At 69.0% G+C, this 17,173-nt stretch carries 22 protein-coding genes; 13 read left to right on the forward strand and 9 right to left on the reverse strand.

What is annotated here, in order from left to right:
* The first annotated feature begins 1 nt into the window (after position 1).
* From VK923_16755 to VK923_16770, 4 genes are all read left to right on the forward strand, one after another.
* Positions 2–1,501: an NADH-quinone oxidoreductase subunit M gene (locus VK923_16755; GenBank protein ID HSJ46328.1), complete on the forward strand. Its 1,500-nt coding sequence runs from the start codon at positions 2–4 to the stop codon at positions 1,499–1,501.
* A 2-nt stretch (positions 1,502–1,503) separates the two neighbouring features.
* Complete coding sequence (locus tag VK923_16760) at positions 1,504–2,943, forward strand: NADH-quinone oxidoreductase subunit N (GenBank protein ID HSJ46329.1); 1,440 nt, start codon at positions 1,504–1,506, stop codon at positions 2,941–2,943.
* Positions 2,944–3,077: 134 nt separating this feature from the next.
* Positions 3,078–4,193 (forward strand): sialidase family protein, encoded by a 1,116-nt coding sequence (locus tag VK923_16765; protein HSJ46330.1) that lies wholly within the window; start codon positions 3,078–3,080, stop codon positions 4,191–4,193.
* The gene (locus tag VK923_16770; GenBank protein HSJ46331.1) at positions 4,190–4,531 is read left to right on the forward strand and encodes a MoaD/ThiS family protein; all 342 of its coding nucleotides are present in this window, start codon (positions 4,190–4,192) and stop codon (positions 4,529–4,531) included. Before VK923_16765 ends, VK923_16770 begins: the two co-directional genes overlap by 4 nt.
* Positions 4,532–4,557: 26 nt before the next feature.
* On the opposite strand, the gene VK923_16775 is transcribed toward VK923_16770, so the two are convergent.
* Together VK923_16775 and VK923_16780 are read right to left on the reverse strand one after the other, a co-directional pair.
* Complete coding sequence (locus VK923_16775; protein ID HSJ46332.1) at positions 4,558–5,643, reverse strand: NAD-dependent epimerase/dehydratase family protein; 1,086 nt, start codon at positions 5,641–5,643, stop codon at positions 4,558–4,560.
* Positions 5,644–5,653: 10 nt separating this feature from the next.
* Entirely contained in the window at positions 5,654–6,094 is a 441-nt protein-coding gene (locus VK923_16780) for a CoA-binding protein (GenBank protein HSJ46333.1), read from the reverse strand.
* Positions 6,095–6,332: 238 nt separating this feature from the next.
* Here VK923_16780 and VK923_16785 point away from each other — a divergent pair, with 238 nt between their 5' ends.
* Both VK923_16785 and VK923_16790 read left to right on the forward strand, forming a co-directional pair.
* A complete protein-coding gene (locus VK923_16785; GenBank protein HSJ46334.1) occupies positions 6,333–7,451 on the forward strand; it encodes a CBS domain-containing protein in 1,119 nt (372 codons plus the stop codon).
* Between the two features lie 249 nt (positions 7,452–7,700).
* Positions 7,701–8,879 (forward strand): zinc-dependent alcohol dehydrogenase, encoded by a 1,179-nt coding sequence (locus tag VK923_16790; protein ID HSJ46335.1) that lies wholly within the window; start codon positions 7,701–7,703, stop codon positions 8,877–8,879.
* A 62-nt stretch (positions 8,880–8,941) separates the two neighbouring features.
* Here the strand turns inward: VK923_16790 and VK923_16795 are convergent, their stop codons facing one another.
* Positions 8,942–9,532, reverse strand: coding sequence for a UdgX family uracil-DNA binding protein (locus VK923_16795; GenBank protein ID HSJ46336.1), 591 nt, complete (start codon positions 9,530–9,532; stop codon positions 8,942–8,944).
* Between the two features lie 239 nt (positions 9,533–9,771).
* Positions 9,772–10,002 carry a hypothetical protein gene (locus tag VK923_16800; GenBank protein ID HSJ46337.1) on the reverse strand — a complete coding sequence of 77 codons (231 nt, stop codon included), beginning with the start codon at positions 10,000–10,002 and terminating at the stop codon, positions 9,772–9,774.
* A gap of 25 nt (positions 10,003–10,027) precedes the next feature.
* On the opposite strand from VK923_16800, the gene VK923_16805 reads away from it, so the two are divergent.
* The 6 genes from VK923_16805 to VK923_16830 all read left to right on the forward strand — a co-directional run bounded on the left by VK923_16805 (position 10,028) and on the right by VK923_16830 (position 13,380).
* Positions 10,028–10,438 (forward strand): hypothetical protein, encoded by a 411-nt coding sequence (locus VK923_16805; protein HSJ46338.1) that lies wholly within the window; start codon positions 10,028–10,030, stop codon positions 10,436–10,438.
* Positions 10,439–10,477: 39 nt separating this feature from the next.
* Entirely contained in the window at positions 10,478–10,708 is a 231-nt protein-coding gene (locus tag VK923_16810) for a PfkB family carbohydrate kinase (protein HSJ46339.1), read from the forward strand.
* Positions 10,709–10,785: 77 nt separating this feature from the next.
* The gene (locus VK923_16815) at positions 10,786–11,259 is read left to right on the forward strand and encodes a hypothetical protein (GenBank protein ID HSJ46340.1); all 474 of its coding nucleotides are present in this window, start codon (positions 10,786–10,788) and stop codon (positions 11,257–11,259) included.
* Between the two features lie 16 nt (positions 11,260–11,275).
* Complete coding sequence (locus tag VK923_16820; protein ID HSJ46341.1) at positions 11,276–11,731, forward strand: YetF domain-containing protein; 456 nt, start codon at positions 11,276–11,278, stop codon at positions 11,729–11,731.
* A 387-nt stretch (positions 11,732–12,118) separates the two neighbouring features.
* Complete coding sequence (locus VK923_16825) at positions 12,119–12,502, forward strand: ChaB family protein (GenBank protein ID HSJ46342.1); 384 nt, start codon at positions 12,119–12,121, stop codon at positions 12,500–12,502.
* 32 nt (positions 12,503–12,534) lie between these two features.
* On the forward strand, positions 12,535–13,380 hold the full coding sequence (locus tag VK923_16830) for an SDR family oxidoreductase (protein HSJ46343.1): 846 nt from the start codon (positions 12,535–12,537) through the stop codon (positions 13,378–13,380).
* 341 nt (positions 13,381–13,721) lie between these two features.
* On the opposite strand, the gene VK923_16835 is transcribed toward VK923_16830, so the two are convergent.
* Positions 13,722–14,282 carry a hemerythrin domain-containing protein gene (locus VK923_16835; GenBank protein ID HSJ46344.1) on the reverse strand — a complete coding sequence of 187 codons (561 nt, stop codon included), beginning with the start codon at positions 14,280–14,282 and terminating at the stop codon, positions 13,722–13,724.
* Positions 14,283–14,556: 274 nt separating this feature from the next.
* Here VK923_16835 and VK923_16840 point away from each other — a divergent pair, with 274 nt between their 5' ends.
* Positions 14,557–15,069, forward strand: a complete 513-nt coding sequence (locus VK923_16840; GenBank protein HSJ46345.1) for a hypothetical protein — start codon at positions 14,557–14,559, stop codon at positions 15,067–15,069.
* Between the two features lie 627 nt (positions 15,070–15,696).
* Here the strand turns inward: VK923_16840 and VK923_16845 are convergent.
* The 4 genes from VK923_16845 to VK923_16860 all read right to left on the reverse strand — a co-directional run.
* The gene (locus VK923_16845) at positions 15,697–16,056 is read right to left on the reverse strand and encodes a gas vesicle protein K (GenBank protein ID HSJ46346.1); all 360 of its coding nucleotides are present in this window, start codon (positions 16,054–16,056) and stop codon (positions 15,697–15,699) included.
* Complete coding sequence (locus tag VK923_16850; GenBank protein HSJ46347.1) at positions 16,053–16,226, reverse strand: gas vesicle protein; 174 nt, start codon at positions 16,224–16,226, stop codon at positions 16,053–16,055. Before VK923_16850 ends, VK923_16845 begins: the two co-directional genes overlap by 4 nt.
* The gene (locus VK923_16855; GenBank protein ID HSJ46348.1) at positions 16,223–16,993 is read right to left on the reverse strand and encodes a GvpL/GvpF family gas vesicle protein; all 771 of its coding nucleotides are present in this window, start codon (positions 16,991–16,993) and stop codon (positions 16,223–16,225) included. The genes VK923_16850 and VK923_16855 overlap by 4 nt, the downstream gene beginning before the upstream one ends.
* A partial coding sequence (locus VK923_16860; protein ID HSJ46349.1) for a hypothetical protein occupies positions 16,983–17,173 on the reverse strand: 191 nt, incomplete at its 5' end. The genes VK923_16855 and VK923_16860, both read right to left, overlap by 11 nt.

Genomic DNA, 17,173 nt, shown 5'->3' on the forward strand with positions numbered 1-17,173 from the left:
CGTGCTTACGCTCGTCATAGTCATACCTCTGCTGGGCGCGATCGCGCTCATGACCCTCACGGCCCTGGACGAGCGCGGGTCGCACCTGCTCGCCGCGGCCGCAGCCACGCTCCCGCTGGTGCTGCTGGTCGCGTCGTGGCTGCGCTTCGAGACCGGCAGTGATGCGCTGTTCCAGCAGGTCACGGACGTCGACTGGATCCCGACGCTGGGCGTCGGCTGGCGGATCGGCGTCGACGGGATCGCCCTGGCGTTGGCGTTGCTGACGGCGCTCCTGTTCGTCGCCGCGGTCGCGTACCCCGTCGACATGCGCGGGCGGCACCGCCAGTACCGGGCGTGGCTGTTGTTCCTGCAGTTCGCGTCGCTCGGCCTGTTCCTCACCGTCGACCTGCTGATCTTCTATGTGTTCTTCGACCTGAGCCTGGTGGGCATGTACTTCCTCATCGGTCGGTGGGGGCACGGTGACGCGCGCGCGTCCGCGCTCAAGTTCTTCCTCTTCACCCTCGCCGGCTCGCTCGTCATGCTGCTCGGCTTCCTGGCGCTCTACCTGGGCACCGATCCGCTGACTTTCGACATGCGCGAGCTGATCGCCCAGCAACCGCTCGCTGGCACGGGTGCGCGGGCGACGCTCGCGGTGCTCGCGATCCTGTTCGGCCTGGCGGTCAAGACACCGCTGGTGCCGGTGCACACCTGGCTCCCACCCGCGCACGTGGACGCGCCCGGGCCGGCGTCCGCGATCCTGGCCGGCGTACTGCTGAAGATGGGTACCTTCGGCATGATCCGCATCCCGCTCGCGATGGCGCGCGACACGTTCGCCACGGTCGCCCTGCCGCTGGCGGTCATCGCGGTGATCAGCATTGTCTACGGCGCGCTGGTCGCCATGGGCCAGGGCGACCTGAAGCGCCGCATCGCGTACACATCGATCAACCACATGGGCTACGCGGTGCTGGGCATCGCAGTGGCCGGCACCGCCGCAGCCGGACAACAGGCGGCCCGGAACCTCGCCATTACCGGTGCGGTCGTCGAGATGGTCGCCCACGGGCTGATCACCGGCGCACTGTTCCTGCTGGCGGGGTCGGTGTGGCAGCGCACGGAGGACTACCGGCTCGACCACTACGGCGGCCTCGCGTCGCCCGCACCCCGCTTCGCGGGTGCCACCACGCTGGCGGCCTTCGCGAGCCTGGGCCTGCCCGGCCTGGCCGGGTTCATCGCGGAGTTTCAGATCTTCGTTGGCACGTTCGCGGTCTACCCGGTCCTCGCCGGCATCGCCCTGCTCGGCGTGCTCATCACCGCCGCGCTGTTCCTGCAGATGCTCCAGCAGCTGTTCTTCGGCGAGACACCCGACCGCCTGACATCCTTCGCCGACCTCGGTGCCCGCGAGACCGTCGTGCTGGCCGTCCTGCTCGCGCTGGTGGTGCTGATAGGTGTCTGGCCCGCCTGGCTGCTCGACCTCGTCACCCCCACCTCAGGGCTGCTGCTGGACGTCGTGACGCGCGCCGGGTGACCATGAGCGGCATGGGCTCGATGGCCGTCGGCCACCTCGGACCGGAGCTGGCGCTCGTCGCCGGTGCGGTCGTCGTCGTGCTCACCGCCGCGTTCCTGCGGCGGCGGAGCCAGTGGATCACGACGCTACTCGCCCTGGTCGCGGTCGGCGTCTCGGTGGGCTGGAGCCTGCGGCTGGCGATGCTCGAGCCGGTCCTGACGTTCATGGGCGACTGGGCCCTGGACCGCGTGACCACCGGCGCGGAGCTGACGGTCCTGGCGGTCACGGCGGTCACCCTGGCACTCGCGCACACGTGGATGCGCAGCGACCCACGGGCGGGCGAACACCCCGCCGTGGTGCTGTTGTGCGCCACGGGCGCCATGGTGCTCGCGGGCGCCGCGGACACCATGGAGATCATCGTCGGGATGCTGCTGGTGTCGGTGACCGGCTACACGATGGCCGCCTATCACCGGCGGTCGCCGGCCGCGGTCGAGGCTGGCATGAAATACTTCCTCATCGGCGCGCTGACCAACGCGGTCTTGTTGATCGGCGTCGTGCTGCTGTTCGGTCTGACCGGCACCACGAGCCTCGACGGTACCGCGACCGCGCTGGCCGGAGGGGACCCCGACAGGGTCGTGCTGCTCGCCGCCGTCAGCGCGATCGGCGTTGGGCTGGCCTTCGAGATCGGCGCGGTGCCGGCACACGCATGGGTGCCCGATGTCGCCCAGGGCGGACCGGCGCCCGCTGCGGCGTTCCTGACCGTCGTACCCAAGATCGGCGCCGTGGTCGCGCTGGGCCGCGTGATGCAGGTGGTGCCCACAGGGGTCGTCGACTGGCGGGTGTTCGTGGCGCTGCTGGCAGCAGCCACGATGACGTTGGGCAACCTGGCGGCCCTGTGGCAGGACGACCTGCGTCGGCTGCTCGGCTGGTCGTCGGTGTCGCAGGCCGGCTACGCGCTCATGGCTGTCGTCGTGCTGGACCGCAGCCCGCTCGCCCCGGGAGCGCTCATCTACTTCCTGGCCGGGTACGCGGTCGCCAACGTCGCGGCCTTCGGCGTCGTGGTCGCGCTGCGGGGACGCACCCGCCTCGACGACTACCGGGGGCTCGCGGCCCGCCGGTCCGCCCTGGGCGCGGTGCTGGTGGTGGCCCTGCTGTCGCTGGTCGGCATCCCGCCACTCGCCGGCTTCGTGGGCAAGCTGACGCTGTTCACGGCCGCGATCGGGGGCGGATACGCCTGGCTGGCGGTCCTCGCTGTGGTCAACACGGTGGTGTCGCTGTTCTACTACCTGCGGGTCGTCGGACCGATGTACTTCGAGGACGACACGGTGGCCGACGAGCCCGCGCCGCTGCTCGGCGCGTGGGCGACGACCGCGACGATCACCGCCGGTGTCGCCACGGTCGTGCTCGGCCTCGCCGCCGGCCCGGTGCTCGACGTCCTGACGTCCGCCCACCTGCTCCCCTGACCCACGCGCGGAGCGCTGGCTCACCGATGAGTTCCCACGGTCGCGTTCGTCGTACAGACTGGACCCGTCCCACGACCGTCCCGGCGCCCGGGGTGACGATCCGGGACGTACAGACCACGAAGGAGCATGGATCGATGACTGACGTACGGGTGCTGGTCGGGACGAGCAAGGGCGCGTTCCTGCTGACGGCGGGCGGCCACCGACAGGACTGGGAGGTCACGGGGCCGCTGTTCGGCGGCTGGGAGGTCTACCACGTCGCCGGGTCACCGGCCGATCCGGACCGGCTGTACGCGTCGCAGTCGAACGGCTGGTTCGGACAGATCGTCCAACGGTCGGACGACGGCGGCACGACGTGGGAGCCGGTCGGCAACGACTTCAGCTACGAGGGCGATCCGGGGACGCACGAGTACTACGACGGCTCGTCGAAGCCGTGGAGGTTCGCGCGCGTGTGGCACCTGCTGCCATCGGTCGAGGACCCCGATACGGTGCTGGCGGGCGTCGAGGACGCGGCGCTGTTCCGCAGCACCGACGGCGGCCACTCGTGGTCGGAGCTGCCGGGCCTGCGGACGCACGCCTCGGCGTCGTCCTGGGCTCCTGGGGCGGGCGGGTTGTGCCTGCATACGATCATGCCCTGGCCCGACGACCCAACGAGGATGCTGGTGGCCATCTCGTCGGCGGGGGTGCTGTCGACCGCCGACGGTGGCGCGACCTGGCAGCCGGCCACCCGGGGGCTGCGGTCCGAGTTCCTGCCCGAGCCCGAGGCCGAGGTCGGCCACTGCGTGCACAAGCTCGCGCGACACCCGTCGCGTCCGGATGTGGTCTTCATGCAGAAGCACTGGGACGTGATGCGCTCCGACGACGGCGGGATGTCGTGGCGTGAGATCAGCGGAGACCTCCCGACCGACTTCGGGTTCACGATCGACGTCCACGCCCACGAGCCCGACACCGTCTACGTGGTGCCGATCACCAGCGACGAGCTGCACTACCCACCGGACGGACGCCTGCGGGTGTTCCGGTCCCGCACCGGTGGCGACGAGTGGGAGCCGCTCACCGACGGGCTGCCGCAGTCCGACTGCTACGTCAACGTGCTGCGTGACGCGATGGCCGTGGACGCGATGGACCCGTGTGGCGTGTACGTCGGCACCACTGGCGGACAGGTGTACGTCTCGCCTGACGGCGGTGAACACTGGGCGCCGATCGTGCGCGACCTGCCGCGCGTCCTCTCGGTCGAGGTGCAGACGCTGCCATGAGTGCGCAGGAGGCCGGGGCGGCGGCCGAGGACACGAGGCGGCCAATCCGGATCGTGGTGCCCCAGCAGCTCCGCACGCTCGCACGTGTGACCGGCGACGTCGTCGTCGAGGTCGCCCGGCCGGTCACCGTCGAAGCCGTCGTCGACGCGCTCGAGGTGGCACACCCGGCGCTCGCGGGGGCGATCCGGGACCGTGACACCGGACGGCGCCGGGCGATGATCCGTATCTACGCCGACGGCCTGGACTACTCCGACGCCTGGAGCGACACCGAGCTGCCCGACCCGGTCCTCGAGGGACACGAGCCGCTGCGCCTGGTCGGCGCGATCGCCGGCGGCTGACCGGCGCATAGCACCGCGCGGCGGCGTCACCGCCGATCGGGTTCGTGCGCTCGCGGGTCGGCGGTGGATCGACCACCCATGCCGGTGCGCAGCGCATCCAGCAGCTCGACCTCGACCGGATGCGCCGCCAGGGGTGGCGTCGGCCCGGCCGATCCGTCGGCGATGCCGCGCAGGACGGTGCGCAGCGCGGTCGGACCGTCGTGACGCGGGGTCCACCCGAGCTCGGCGCGGGCGCGGGTCGAGTCCAGAATCGGGCAGCGAGCCGCCAGGTCGAGCCACCCTCCCTCGAGCGGGTGCAGCCGCAGCCGCCAGGCCACATCGATCCACCACCGCGCAAGGGCGAACGGCACCGGGACGGGACGCGCGCCGAGCAGGTCGGCGACATCCCGAGTGGACAGCGCCTGGTCGGTGGCGACGTTGACCGCACCGCGCACGTCGCTCAGGACGGCCCGGAGGAACGCGTCGGCGACGTCATCGGCGTGGACCGCCTGGAAGTGGACGCCCGACAGGTGCGGCATGACTGGCAGCACCCCCGGCCGCAGCAGCAGCCTGGGCAGCAGCGGTCCGGCGAAGTAGCGCTTCTGCGACGCGGCGGCCTCGGTCTGGAAGATCAATCCCGGCCGCAGGCGCGCGACACGGGTGGTGGGATTGCGCGCCTCGAAGTCGTCGAGCATCCGCTCGACGTACGCCTTCTGGCGCGAGTACGCCGAGCTGGCGATCCCGTGGGTCGGCCACGTCTCATCGACGGGGTCAAGCGACGACCGCGGCGAGTAGGCACCGACGGACGACGCGACCACCAGCGCGGGCACGCCCTCGTCTGCCACCGCGGCGAGCATGCGCGCGGCACCGGCAACGTTGACCGCCCACTGGATGTCGAGCGACCTGCTCGGTTGGATCAGCCACGCCAGGTGCACCGCGGCGTCCGCGCCTGCCACGATCGGCCGCAGGTCCGCGCCGGTGACGTCCGCCACCACCATCCTCGCGCCGGCGGGCAGTGCTTTCGCGTGACGCCGAGCCACGACCGTCACGTCATGGACGCGCGGCTCGGCGGTCAGCGCTCTCGTCAGCGCCAGACCGACGTTGCCGGTGCCACCGATCACGACGACACGCATGGGATCGGACCTAGCTGGGATTCCGTCGAGCAGGCGCGCCCTTGATGCCGAGCCGCTCGTGGGTGGCGCGCATGCACTCGTCCATGACGACCGTCAGGCCTGCATCCTCGGCCAACCTGGCAGCGTCCTCGGATCTGATGCCCAGCTGCAGCCAGAGCACGTTCGCACCGATGTCCACAGCCGCCCGGGCGATGTCCGGTGCCTCTGACGCTGGCCGGAACACATTGACGACGTCGACGTCCCTTTCGAGCTCCCGCAGTCCATCCGCGGCCTTCCGACCCAGGACCTCGTCCCGTGCCGGGTTGACGGGGATCACCCAGTACCCCTGGTCCTGTAGGTACGCAGGAACCTCGTGTGCATCCTTCTGCTCGGATCCCGAAGCACCGACGACCGCGATGGTCCGTGCTCTCTCCAGGATCTCCCGCAGCCGCTCGTCATCGCCGACCGGCATCGGCACTCCTCTCGTCGCTCATGCCAGCACCAGTGCCCAGCGCCACGACGCACAACCGTGCGCACGTGGCGATGCCGACGGATCGATGACAGCGATCAGGCCAGATCGTGATTGAGCACCCACGGAGCGGGCACCGTGGGGGCCGCTTCCCGGAGCCCGAAGCGCACAGAGGTCCTCGACCTGCCCCCGGGGTGCGGCTGATCGAGACGACATCACGACCGTCCGCAGAGGAGATTCCATGCCAACCCAGAACACCATCGCCCGCAGTCTGCATGATCTCGGCCTTGCCGGTTGGTTCGGCGGCTCGCTCATGGGCGCCGTCGGCCTCAACGGCGCGACGGCGCACCTCGACGACCCGACCGAGCGAGCCCGCGCCGCGAACGCCGGGTGGGACCGCTGGACGCCCGTCAACGGCGCCGCGATCGTCGCCCACCTGCTCGGGGGCGCCCAACTGGTCTGGAACAACAAGGGGCGTCTGGCCGTCCAGCGCAAGGCACGCTGGGTCAACCTGGCCAAGGCCGGCCTGACCGCCGTCGCGTTGGGCGTCACCGCCTACAGCCGGTGGCAGGGCCGGCAGCTGGAGGACACGGCCGGGGACGCGGAGGTTCCCGTGCGTGACGCAACGACGCCCGCACCCGGAACACCCCCACGCGCGGCGAGGGCGCAGCGCCAGCTGACGGCGCTGCAATGGGTCGTCCCCGCGTCGACGGGGGCGTTGGTGGTGCTCAACGCCAAAGCCGGTGAACAGCAGCGGCCGGCGGCCATCGTGCGCAGCGCGATCCGTTCGCAGATCCAGGCCTGGGCCAGGCTCGCGGCGTCCGCCGCCTCGTCGGCGGCCCCCGACGTCGACGTGCCATGGGCCAAGGTCGGCGGAGCGATCATCGGACTCATGGCGACGCGGCGCGTCCTGCGCCGCCGGCGCGGCCGCGTCCGATCGGGCGTCACGACGGCACGCGACATCATGACGAGCGACGTGATCACCGTCGCGACCACCGACAGCGTGACGACGGCCGCTCGCCGCCTGGCCGACGGTGACATCGGCTCGGTCCCGGTCTGCGACGGCGACCGCCTGTCGGGGATGTTGACCGACCGCGACATCGTGACCCGCGTCGTCGCGAACGGCACGGACCTCGATTCGGTCACGGCGGGCGAGATCGCCGGCCGTCGGGCCGTCACGGTCGACGCCGACGATCCGCTGGGCGAGGTCGTGACGACCATGGCGCGCCACCAGATCCGTCGCCTGCCGGTCGTCGAGGACGGCCGCCTCGTCGGGATGATCAGTCAGGCCGACGTCGCGGCCACCGGCGACGACGACGTCACCGGGCGGCTCGTCGAGCTCATCTCTGCCGACCACTGAGCCCGTGAGACACCCAATGGGGGCCTGTGGTGAGCGATCCGCAGCACGACACGCGCGGCGGGGTCGACCCGATCCCGCACGCTGACGGCCAGCGGACCACGCGGTTCGGGCCGCGTTCTTCGAGCAGTGCCGTCAGCTGCGGCACTGGCCACGCGAGCAAGCCGACCGGACCTGAGCTGACCGAGCGACACGAACCGACCGGTCCGACGACACCTCCGGGCCGCACCGTCCGAAGGAGCGATCAGTTCGATGAAGGCAGTCACCTGGCACGGCACGCGCGACGTCCGCGTCGAGACAGTCCCCGACCCGGTCATCCAGGAGCCGACCGACGCCATCGTGCGCATGACGACCACAGGATTGTGCGGCTCGGATCTGCACCTGTACGAGGTGCTGGGCCCGTACATGAACGAGGGCGACATCCTCGGCCACGAGCCGATGGGGATCGTCGAGGCCGTGGGCGCCGAGGTCGATCGCCTGGAGGTCGGAGACCGGGTCGTCGTCCCGTTTCAGATCGCATGCGGCGACTGCTTCATGTGCGACCGACAGCTGTACACCCAGTGCGAGACCACCCAGGTCCGCGACCAGGGATGTGGCGCCGCGCTGTTCGGATACACCAAGCTGTACGGCTCGGTCCCCGGCGCGCAGGCCGAGTACCTGCGCGTCCCCTTTGCCGACGTCGGGCCGATCAAGGTGCCCGACGGCCCGGCCGACGATCGCTTCGTCTACCTGTCGGATGTGCTGCCGACCGCGTGGCAGGCGGTGGCCTACGCAGACGTCCCCGACGGCGGCAGCGTCGCCGTGCTCGGGCTCGGTCCGATCGGTGACATGGCGTGCCGCATCGCGATGCAGCAGGGTGCGGAACAGGTCATCGGCGTCGACCGCGTGCCCGAGCGGCTGGCCCGCAGCTCGGCGCGCGGAACCACCGTGCTCGACCTCGACGCGGCCGACGTCGGTGCCGCGGTCCGCGACCTGACCGGAGGGCGTGGCGTCGACGCGGTGGTCGATGCGGTCGGCATGGAGGCGCACGGCTCACCGGTCTCCAAGGCAGCGCACCAGGCCGTCGGTCTGCTGCCCGACGCCGTCGCCGAGCCGATGATGGACCACATGGGCGTCGATCGCCTCCACGCGCTGCTGACCGCCATCGACATCGTGCGGCGCGGGGGCACGGTCTCGCTGTCCGGGGTGTACGGCGGGCAGGCGGATCCGCTGCCGATGATGACGATGTTCGACAAGCAGATCCGGCTGCACATGGGCCAGGCCAACGTGCGTCGCTGGGTAGATGACATCCTGCCGCTGCTCAGCGACGACGACCCGCTCGGCGTCGACGGCTTCGCGACGCACCACGTCCAGCTCGACGACGCACCGGTCGCCTACGAGACCTTCCAGCAGAAGGAGGACGGCGCCGTCAAGATCCTGTTCCGCCCCTGACGGACGCGGCGACGCCGCGCTCGTGGCGAGGCGGCGCCTCACCGCTCGCCTGGTACGCGACGTCAGCGCAGCATGGTCTCGACGCCGGCCAGGTCGGTGACGAAGTCGTCGTAGGCTGCCTGCCGACGCTCGGCGGGAACGCGCAGGATCGAGGACGGATGGACCGTGGCGGTGACGCGGTAGCCGTCCCGCTCGAACACCTCACCACGCTGCACGGTGACACGGAACGACGAACCGAGCAGCGCCTGCGCGGCGGTCGCGCCCATCAGCACGACGACGTCCGGGTCCACGGCGCCGATCTCGCCCTCCAGCCACGGCATGCAGGCCCCGACCTCCTCGCGATTCGGCTTGTCGTGGATGCGCCGCTTCCCACGGCGGGTGAACTTGAAGTGCTTGACGACGTTCGTCACGTAGGTGCGACCACGCTCGATGCCGGCGTCACGCAAGGCGTCGTCGAGCACGCCACCAGCCGGGCCGACGAACGGTGCGCCCTGCAGGTCTTCCTGGTCACCGGGCTGCTCGCCGACGAGCATGAGATCGGCGTCGGTGGGTCCCTCACCGAACACGGTCTGCGTGGCGTCCTTGTACAGGTCGCATCTGGTGCATCCGGCGGCATCGTCGCGGAGCGCTCGCAGATCGGTCGCCGCGGTCACGACGCCACCTGCATGGATGCCGGTCGTTGGCCCATTGCACACCCACCTGGCAGGGCCGGGGTCGTCACGGTCGACGGCGACCTCGGATCGGATCCCCCTACCCACTCGATCGAGCGCACAGTCGTCGCCGACGCGCCGCAGATGCCGGCACGATGGCCAATCCGCGCCCACCATGCCGTCAGCACGTTCTACGATGCGCCGTGGGGTGACGTGTGACCACTGACATGATTGACGCCGGCTCATCGCCACAGGTTCGGGATCGGGGTGGCGCAGTCTGCGTACTCGAGCCCGGTCCCTACCTCGAGGTGACCATCGAGCCGGGCGCGCACGAAGACGCCGAGCTGCACCTCCATCCGGCCGGGCAGGGCTTCTGGATCGCACGCATCGCGGCACGGCTCGGCGCCGACGTCACACTCGTCGCGCCGTTCGGGGGCGAGACCGGCGGGGTACTCGAACGCCTCATCGCGCACGAGGGCATGCGCACGGCCCTCGGTCGTGACCGAAGGCGCCAACGGCGGCGTCTTCCACAATCGTCTCGCAGCGGACAGAGCGGCGATCTCGGTGCCCGGGACGCAGCTCGCGCGGCACGACCGCGGCGACCTTCACGGCGCGGCGTTCTCATCGGCGCTCAATGCCGAGGTGTTCGTGCTCGCCGGCACGTGCACCCCGGTCCTCGACGCCAGCCTGTACGACACCTCGCACACGACGTCCACCGCAACGGGGTCACGGTCATCGCTGACCCGTCGGGGGATGCTGTCCGCCGCGCTTGCGGGCGGCATCGACCTCCTCAAGGTCAGCGACGACCAGTTGCGCTCGGACGGCTACATGTCGGGCGAGGACCGCAATGACATCCTCCGCGCCATCGAGGACGTGCGTCGGGCCGGCGCGGGCAACGTCGTCGTGTAGCGCGGCCGAGCTCCGAGCACCGCCGCCATCGATGACCACCTGTGGGAACCTCGCGGACCTGACGTCGAACCCGTCGACAGCCACGGTGGCGGTGACTCGATGACCGGCGCGCTCGCCACCGCGCCGGCCGCAGGCGACTCCTACGACACCGCCGTCCGCCTCGCGATGGCGGCCGCAACCGCCGGAGTCCTGCGCCATGGACTTGCGTCGGCTCGTCGCGAGGACATCGAACGACTCGCCGAGCGGGTCACGATCACCCACCTCACATGAGGCACGCTCCAAAGGGACGGCGCCCCGACCAACGTCGCGTTGCAGCGACATGGGACGACGATCCATCGTCGCGCAGCATGGTGGGCCTCGAGACTGAACACGACGACCGCTTCGCCACCTACGAGTGGCTGACGCACCGTGTGGCGGTCGTCGTGATGACGCTCGTGGTGCTGGGCGGCGCACTCGGGGTCTTCGGCTTCGGTCCACTCGCGTCCGCGACGCGTCGCGGCGAGGGCTTCACCGTCACCTATGAACGGTTCGCGCGCAACGGTGCCCCACTGCGGCTGACAATCGAGCAGTTCCGGCCGGGCTCGCCGCGTGTGTGGATCGACGATGCGGTGCTGGAGGCGATGCAGCTTGAGCGGGTGGTGCCCGCCGCCGCAACCGAGCGACGCACCGCTGCCGGCGTGACGTTCGGCTTCGACGGCCCGGACACGGCGGACGGGACCGCCGCGTTCACACTGACCGGCGACGACGTGGGCATGGTCCGCGGTCGGGTCGGCCGTTCCCCGACCGACGCCGTCCCAATCTGGATCCTGTTGTATCCGTAGCACCGGGAGTCACCCCATGGATGCGATCGCGCGCGCACTGGCCGTCTACCTGTTCCTGCTCGTCCTGTTCCGCGTGTCGGGGAAGCGCACCCTCGCCGAGGCCAGCAACTTCGACTTCGTCTTGTTGCTCATCGTCGCTGAAGCGACGCAGCAGGCACTGCTCGGCGACGACTTCTCGGTGACCAACTCGATCCTGATCATCACCACGTTGTTCCTGACCGACGTCGCCGCGACCTGGTTGAAGAACCGCTCCGACCGGTTCGACCGGTTGATCGACGGGCTTCCGGTGCTCCTGATGGACCGGGGCGCCGTGCTGCATTCCAACCTCGACGAGCACCGGATCAACGTCAACGACATCCTGGAAGAGGCACGACGCGACCATGGACTGCGGTCGCTGGAGGACATCGAATACGCAGTCCTCGAACGATCTGGCGACATCTCGGTCATCCCCAGAACCCAGGAGCGGGCCTGACGTCGATTGCTGGCAACGGCGGCCGGCGACGCCGGTGAGACCGGACGCGGGGGTCACGGCTGTCGTCGTTCTCCGGTCGTGCCGCGGGTACCCGGACCGGTGGACGTTCCTTCCCACCCCGACGTGACCACGTGGACCGCATCGCAGACGCCATCGGACGAGGGTTGCTGGCCGGGCTCGTCGGCACGGGGGCCTGACCGTGTCGAGCACACTCGAGGCGAAGGCGCGCACCGGCAGGCAGCACCGCACCCGCCGACGCCGCCCGTGCCACCGCCGCCATGGCGTTCGAGCGGCTCAGCGCTCGCGGCGGAGCTGACCGCACGGCGATTCATGAGACGGTCAGCGGGAAACCTGGGCCCCCCAGCCACACCTGGAAGGAGGAACGGCATGCCGGCCGACAAGGAAGACCTGCCAGGCACCATCCAGCGGTCACCGAAGAGTGCTCGGCGCACGTATGCGAAGGCGCTGGATTCCGCGCACGAGCAGTACGACTCTGAGGATCGGGCGCACCGCGTGGCCTACGCCGCAATCAAGCACACCCACGAGAAGGTCGAAGACCACTGGGAACCCAAGGAGGTGTCCGGCCCCTCCCACGAGCGCGCCAGGCACCCGCGAGCACGGCAGAACGAGGGCGAGACCGCCGGCGGGGTCGACGTCGCCGGCCACACCAGAGACGAGCTCTACGAGCGGGCCAAGGACCTCGACATCTCCGGCCGCTCGTCGATGAGCAAACAGGAGCTCGGCGAAGCGATCGCCCGCGCCCAGGACTGACGCACACCCTCTCCACGACGTCAGGTCGTCCGATGACCCAAGGGAATCCTCCGCAGAGCCAGTCCCAGCCAGGCAGGCAACACGAGATGCGACCGCAGCCGGAGTCGGCCGGGCCACATCGCGGCTGCGCACGACTTGAAGGCAGGACGGCGATCATCACCGGCGGCGACAGCGGCATCGGTCGCTCCGTCGCCGTGCTGTTCGCCCGCGAGGGCGCGAACGTCGCCGTCGTCTACCTCGAGGAGCACGACGACGCCGAGGCAACGGCCCGGATGGTCGAGGACGAGGGAGGCCGCTGCCTGCTGGTCTCGGGTGATGTCGGCGACGAGGCGTTCTGTACCGAGGTTGTGCGACGCACCGTCGGGGAGTTCGGCCGGCTCGATGTCGTCGTGAACAACGCCGCGGAACAGCATGTCCGCGACGACATCACTGACATCTCCTCGACGCAGCTGGTACGGACCTTCCGCACGAACGTCTTCGCGATGTTCCACCTCGTCAAGGCCGCCCTGCCATACCTCGGCGACGGCGCGTCGATCATCAACTCGACCTCGGTCACCGCGTACCAGGGCAACCCGATGCTGGTCGACTACTCCGCGACCAAGGGAGCGATCGTCGCCTTCACCCGGGCGCTGTCACAACAGGTCATCGACAGGGGCATCCGCGTCAACGCCGTCGCGCCGGGACCGATCTGGACGCCGCTGATCCCGGCGACGTTCCCGGCGAATGCGGTGGAGTCGTTCGGGACGAACACGCCCATGGGTCGCCCAGGTCAGCCCGACGAGGTCGCGCCCTGCTACGTCTTCCTCGCATCCGACGACGCCTCCTACGTCGCCGGTCAGGTGCTGCACCCCAACGGCGGCCAGGTCGTCAACGGCTGACGCTCGCCGTGCGCCGGGATTGCTGGTCGTCCTGGCAGGTCAGCTCTCCGAGGCGCTGAGGCCGGGCACGAGTTCGCCCAGGCCGCCAAATCGCTCGTCGAAGTTCTCAACAGTGAGACGGTCAGCGTCACGATCCCAACGATCTGGGGCACGACCACGATGAGTGCGAGCGTGCTGGAAACGATCCCGCCCGTCGTCAGTCCCAGGTTCTCACGCCTGGGATCGGTGTCGAGGCGACCGCGACGCCCGACGAGCACCCTGACGTCATCACCGGTGGCGGAGCCAACGAGTGACGCCGTCAGGGTCGGCCAGAGGCATCGTCCCCCTGGGAGTTGTCGTCGTCAGGTCTGGGACGATGAGAAGACGTCTCGAGCGGCGTCGCGTGCGCGGTCGAAGATTCCCGCAATCGGCCCGACGGCGGCGCGCACCTTCGGATCCTGCGGTGTATGTGGATGCGGATGGGTCGGCGCCAAGCCCTTCAGACGTTCGAACCCATCTGCCATCTGCACACGGCGGTCCGCGTCCAGGTGCTCACGCAACCGCGGAAACTCCTCGGCCTCCTCATGCTCGGCGTGGGCCAACACGTCATCGCGCAGCTGGCGGAACCGGGTGAGGAACTCCTGACTCGTCGGATCGATCTCCTCCATCTCGGCCATCAGCCGCTCAGCCTGGTCCTCCTCCTCGAGCACCGCGTTCGCGATCTGCTCGCCCCCTGGGATGTCGTCGCGGGTCGCGGAGTGCACGACCGCTTCCTCAGCGGCTTCGTGTCGCGCCAGCTCGCTGACGATGTGCCGGAACAGATCGCCACGTTGTTCGGTAGGTGTCGTGTCGAGCTCTCCGAACAGCGACCGGATCTCGTTGTGGTCGTCGGTCAACCGATCGACGATGTCCTGCTCAGCCATGATGGTCTCTCCTGGTCCTTGTGTATGGGCGTCACCGGCGTACCCGAGCGCCGGAGCAAGAAACGGCTGGTGCCCTGGTGGCGCGCACCCCACGGCCGCCGTGCCATCCCACGCCGGCCCACGAATCGGGATGTCGGCACGGTCCTCCCGCTCCACAGGCTCTGCATGTGCGGTCAGTCGCGGGGTAGATCTCGCCGGCGCATCAGCGTCCGGGCGGAGCGTGCGACGCACTGCCGGGCGGCAGCGATGATCACGACGACAGAGGCCGGTACACATGAACGTCCAACGCATTGATGGGCACCAGCGACGCCTGCTTGGCATCTACCTCAACGACCACCTGATGGGCTCCGTCGGCGGCAGCGAGCTCGCTCGTCGGTGCCTGAGCAACAACCGTGAGACCCCCCTCGGAACCTTCCTTGCACTGCTGCTCGAGGAGATCCTGGAGGACCGCCGCACGCTGGAGGATGTGATGGCGCGACTGGACATGTCGGTCGACTGGCGCAAGGTCGTGGTCGCGTCGGTGGGTGAGCGCGTCGCACGCCTCAAGCTGAACGGCCAGCTCTTCGGCTACTCCGACCTGAGTCGCGTCATCGAGCTCGAGGCACTCTGTGCCGGGGTGGCACTCAAGCGACGTCTGTGGCACAGCCTGCAGAAGATCAGGGACAGGGATCCGCGGATCGTCGATATCGACTTCGCGCAACTGGCCGACCGCGCGTCATCGCAACTCGAGGGCCTCGAACGACACCGGCTCGAGGCCGTTGAGCGCGCGTTCGTCGGCCAGCCTTGAATCGCATGGCACTGACGTGGGTTCGGATCCAGCCCGATCTCAGTTCGCGTCCACACAGCAGGTGTAGCTACGGGGAACGGAGCTGAGTCTGGGATCCGGCCGCCCACTCTTATGGCTGACGCTTGACTGAGTCTAGCGCTCCAATCCGCGTCGTCGAAGCGCCCAGTAGCACGGCGAACATTGTCAAGAGAAGCCACAGGTTCAATACAATGACGTCTGGAGGTGCACCATACGTCCTGTTGTACGAGCCGAAGCTGTTGACGAAAACGAAACGGCCACGAACACGATGCAGGCGATTGTGAGCAGTATCGCGAGAACCGGCGCTGACGAAGGTGCGTTGTTCCTCGGAGAACGCGACGTTGACTCCTCTGATGAGCCCATTCATGGCCGCTCGACGCGCTCCATACAACGCTGGCCAAGGCAATCACGACACCAAGCCCGAGTCTCCGACTCCGCGCCGCCGACTCGATCGGAGCGCTGACCACACGGGCGACGTCGTCGGACAACGAGCGCGTTACGTACTCGATCTGATTGGTCACTGTGTCCGAGACTGGCAACCAGCCCATAGATCACTATCAATGCGATGAGCACGGGGGATCAGAGCGACCCTCTGTGCCTGCGTCGACCTCAGGCCCCAGTGTCATCGTACTCGCCGAACGACGAAGCTACGTGGCCGGATCGCGGGACGTTTACCGACGCCTCCTCTGGAGTAGTCAGAAGATTACCGAGCGGGCCGAGATCGATGTTCAGATCCTCCGGCTCGAGCCCAAACTGATCGCGGAGCGCATCCATGGCCTCTTCGAGTCGCATCAGACCAAGGCCCAACTGTTCGACCGTCTCCTCTGGCAGGTCACCATTGTCGACCCGCCGAAGGGCTTGCCGCTCCATGAGTTGTCGCAGCAACTCCACGATGGAGAGCACCAATCGACCAAGATCGCGACCAATGTTATCCGCGTCCGTCTCGACTCGCGTTGGTAGGTTTGTCATGATCGATCCGCCAAGGTGTCGACCGAACTGATCAGTGCACGGAGTGACACATGCACGAGATCAACCCCTGCCAAGGAAATTGTGACGTCGCCCGTGAGTACCACACCACCGGCCAACAGCCGGTCGAGAAGATCCACCAGGGTCAGTTCGTCCGTCTGCGCGACGGTCATGGCTCATCGTCCAACGCAGCGAACGAGTATGGTGCCCACGGCCCAGTCAACTCCAACTGCAAGTGGCGATCGCTCCACTCCAAGACAGTCCGTTGGAAGGACGCGGTGCCCTGTGGCTCGACGAGATAGGCCGCATTGAGCATCATCTCGCTGCGACGGCCGGTCAGGCGGGGATCCTGAGGCGCGTGTACACGCGACGCCACGGCTGCATCAGACAGGCGCCGATGGAGATCGTCTATGGCACGAACTGCTGCTTCCCGCCAATCGTCGGTGCGGTCCCGCGTCGCACGGCGCCGGGCGAGATAATGAGTGCCAGGTCCAGTGCCTTCAGACACCTCGGGCACCGACTCGGAAGGCGCCGAGGTCAAGTAGGCCTTGACACCCCACTCGGTCCGTCCGCCGCGGATGCGGTCCAGAGCGTCACCAAAGCGCGCCGCGTTCCGCTCGAGCATGTCATGGACGCTGTGGTCGGCGATGTAGATGGTGGCCATGCGTAGAGGGACCACCGGGTATCGACGACTTGCCGCGTCTACCACCGCATGATGTGCTCGGGCGGTGGCTTCGAGCCACGGGAGCCGTTCGAGATTCTCCTTCAATGCCTCTTCCCCGAAGGTCTCCGCGTCGACGGAGCTGACAAGCGCGGCGAGTTGACCCGCGGACACTGCGCGTACCGGCCCCTCGCCAACACCGGGCAGTCCCACCAGGTCCGCATCTGCGGACAGCCCCAGATCGCCGACCACGTAGACGTAGGTGAGATCATCCGCCATCGGCTGCCTCTGCCCGGCGTTGCGGCGACGCGCTCGTCCCACGCTCGGCCGTGCGCGATGCCTCGAGCTCACCGATCCGCTCGCGCAGCCGTTGGTTCTCCAGCGACAGGTCGCGCTGACCGGAACTCAGGGTGGGATCGTGCTCCCACCAGTCGATGCCCATCTCACGCGCTCGATCGA

The sequence above is a fragment of the Euzebyales bacterium genome (assembly GCA_035461305.1).
Lineage (GTDB): Bacteria > Actinomycetota > Nitriliruptoria > Euzebyales > JAHELV01 > JAHELV01.

What these genes read in the sequence shown, in the direction of transcription:
- VK923_16825 (HSJ46342.1), top strand. Translation starts at nt 12,119, where the DNA reads ATGCCGGCCGACAAGGAAGACCTGCCAGGCACCATCCAGCGGTCACCG.
- VK923_16835 (HSJ46344.1), bottom strand. Translation starts at nt 14,282, where the DNA reads ATGGCTGAGCAGGACATCGTCGATCGGTTGACCGACGACCACAACGAG.
- VK923_16760 (HSJ46329.1), top strand. Translation starts at nt 1,504, where the DNA reads ATGAGCGGCATGGGCTCGATGGCCGTCGGCCACCTCGGACCGGAGCTG.
- VK923_16770 (HSJ46331.1), top strand. Translation starts at nt 4,190, where the DNA reads ATGAGTGCGCAGGAGGCCGGGGCGGCGGCCGAGGACACGAGGCGGCCA.
- VK923_16845 (HSJ46346.1), bottom strand. Translation starts at nt 16,056, where the DNA reads ATGACAAACCTACCAACGCGAGTCGAGACGGACGCGGATAACATTGGT.
- VK923_16840 (HSJ46345.1), top strand. Translation starts at nt 14,557, where the DNA reads ATGAACGTCCAACGCATTGATGGGCACCAGCGACGCCTGCTTGGCATC.
- VK923_16855 (HSJ46348.1), bottom strand. Translation starts at nt 16,993, where the DNA reads ATGGCGGATGATCTCACCTACGTCTACGTGGTCGGCGATCTGGGGCTG.
- VK923_16790 (HSJ46335.1), top strand. Translation starts at nt 7,701, where the DNA reads ATGAAGGCAGTCACCTGGCACGGCACGCGCGACGTCCGCGTCGAGACA.
- VK923_16850 (HSJ46347.1), bottom strand. Translation starts at nt 16,226, where the DNA reads ATGACCGTCGCGCAGACGGACGAACTGACCCTGGTGGATCTTCTCGAC.
- VK923_16780 (HSJ46333.1), bottom strand. Translation starts at nt 6,094, where the DNA reads ATGCCGGTCGGCGATGACGAGCGGCTGCGGGAGATCCTGGAGAGAGCA.
- VK923_16830 (HSJ46343.1), top strand. Translation starts at nt 12,535, where the DNA reads ATGACCCAAGGGAATCCTCCGCAGAGCCAGTCCCAGCCAGGCAGGCAA.
- VK923_16765 (HSJ46330.1), top strand. Translation starts at nt 3,078, where the DNA reads ATGACTGACGTACGGGTGCTGGTCGGGACGAGCAAGGGCGCGTTCCTG.
- VK923_16775 (HSJ46332.1), bottom strand. Translation starts at nt 5,643, where the DNA reads ATGCGTGTCGTCGTGATCGGTGGCACCGGCAACGTCGGTCTGGCGCTG.
- VK923_16820 (HSJ46341.1), top strand. Translation starts at nt 11,276, where the DNA reads ATGGATGCGATCGCGCGCGCACTGGCCGTCTACCTGTTCCTGCTCGTC.
- VK923_16785 (HSJ46334.1), top strand. Translation starts at nt 6,333, where the DNA reads ATGCCAACCCAGAACACCATCGCCCGCAGTCTGCATGATCTCGGCCTT.
- VK923_16815 (HSJ46340.1), top strand. Translation starts at nt 10,786, where the DNA reads ATGGTGGGCCTCGAGACTGAACACGACGACCGCTTCGCCACCTACGAG.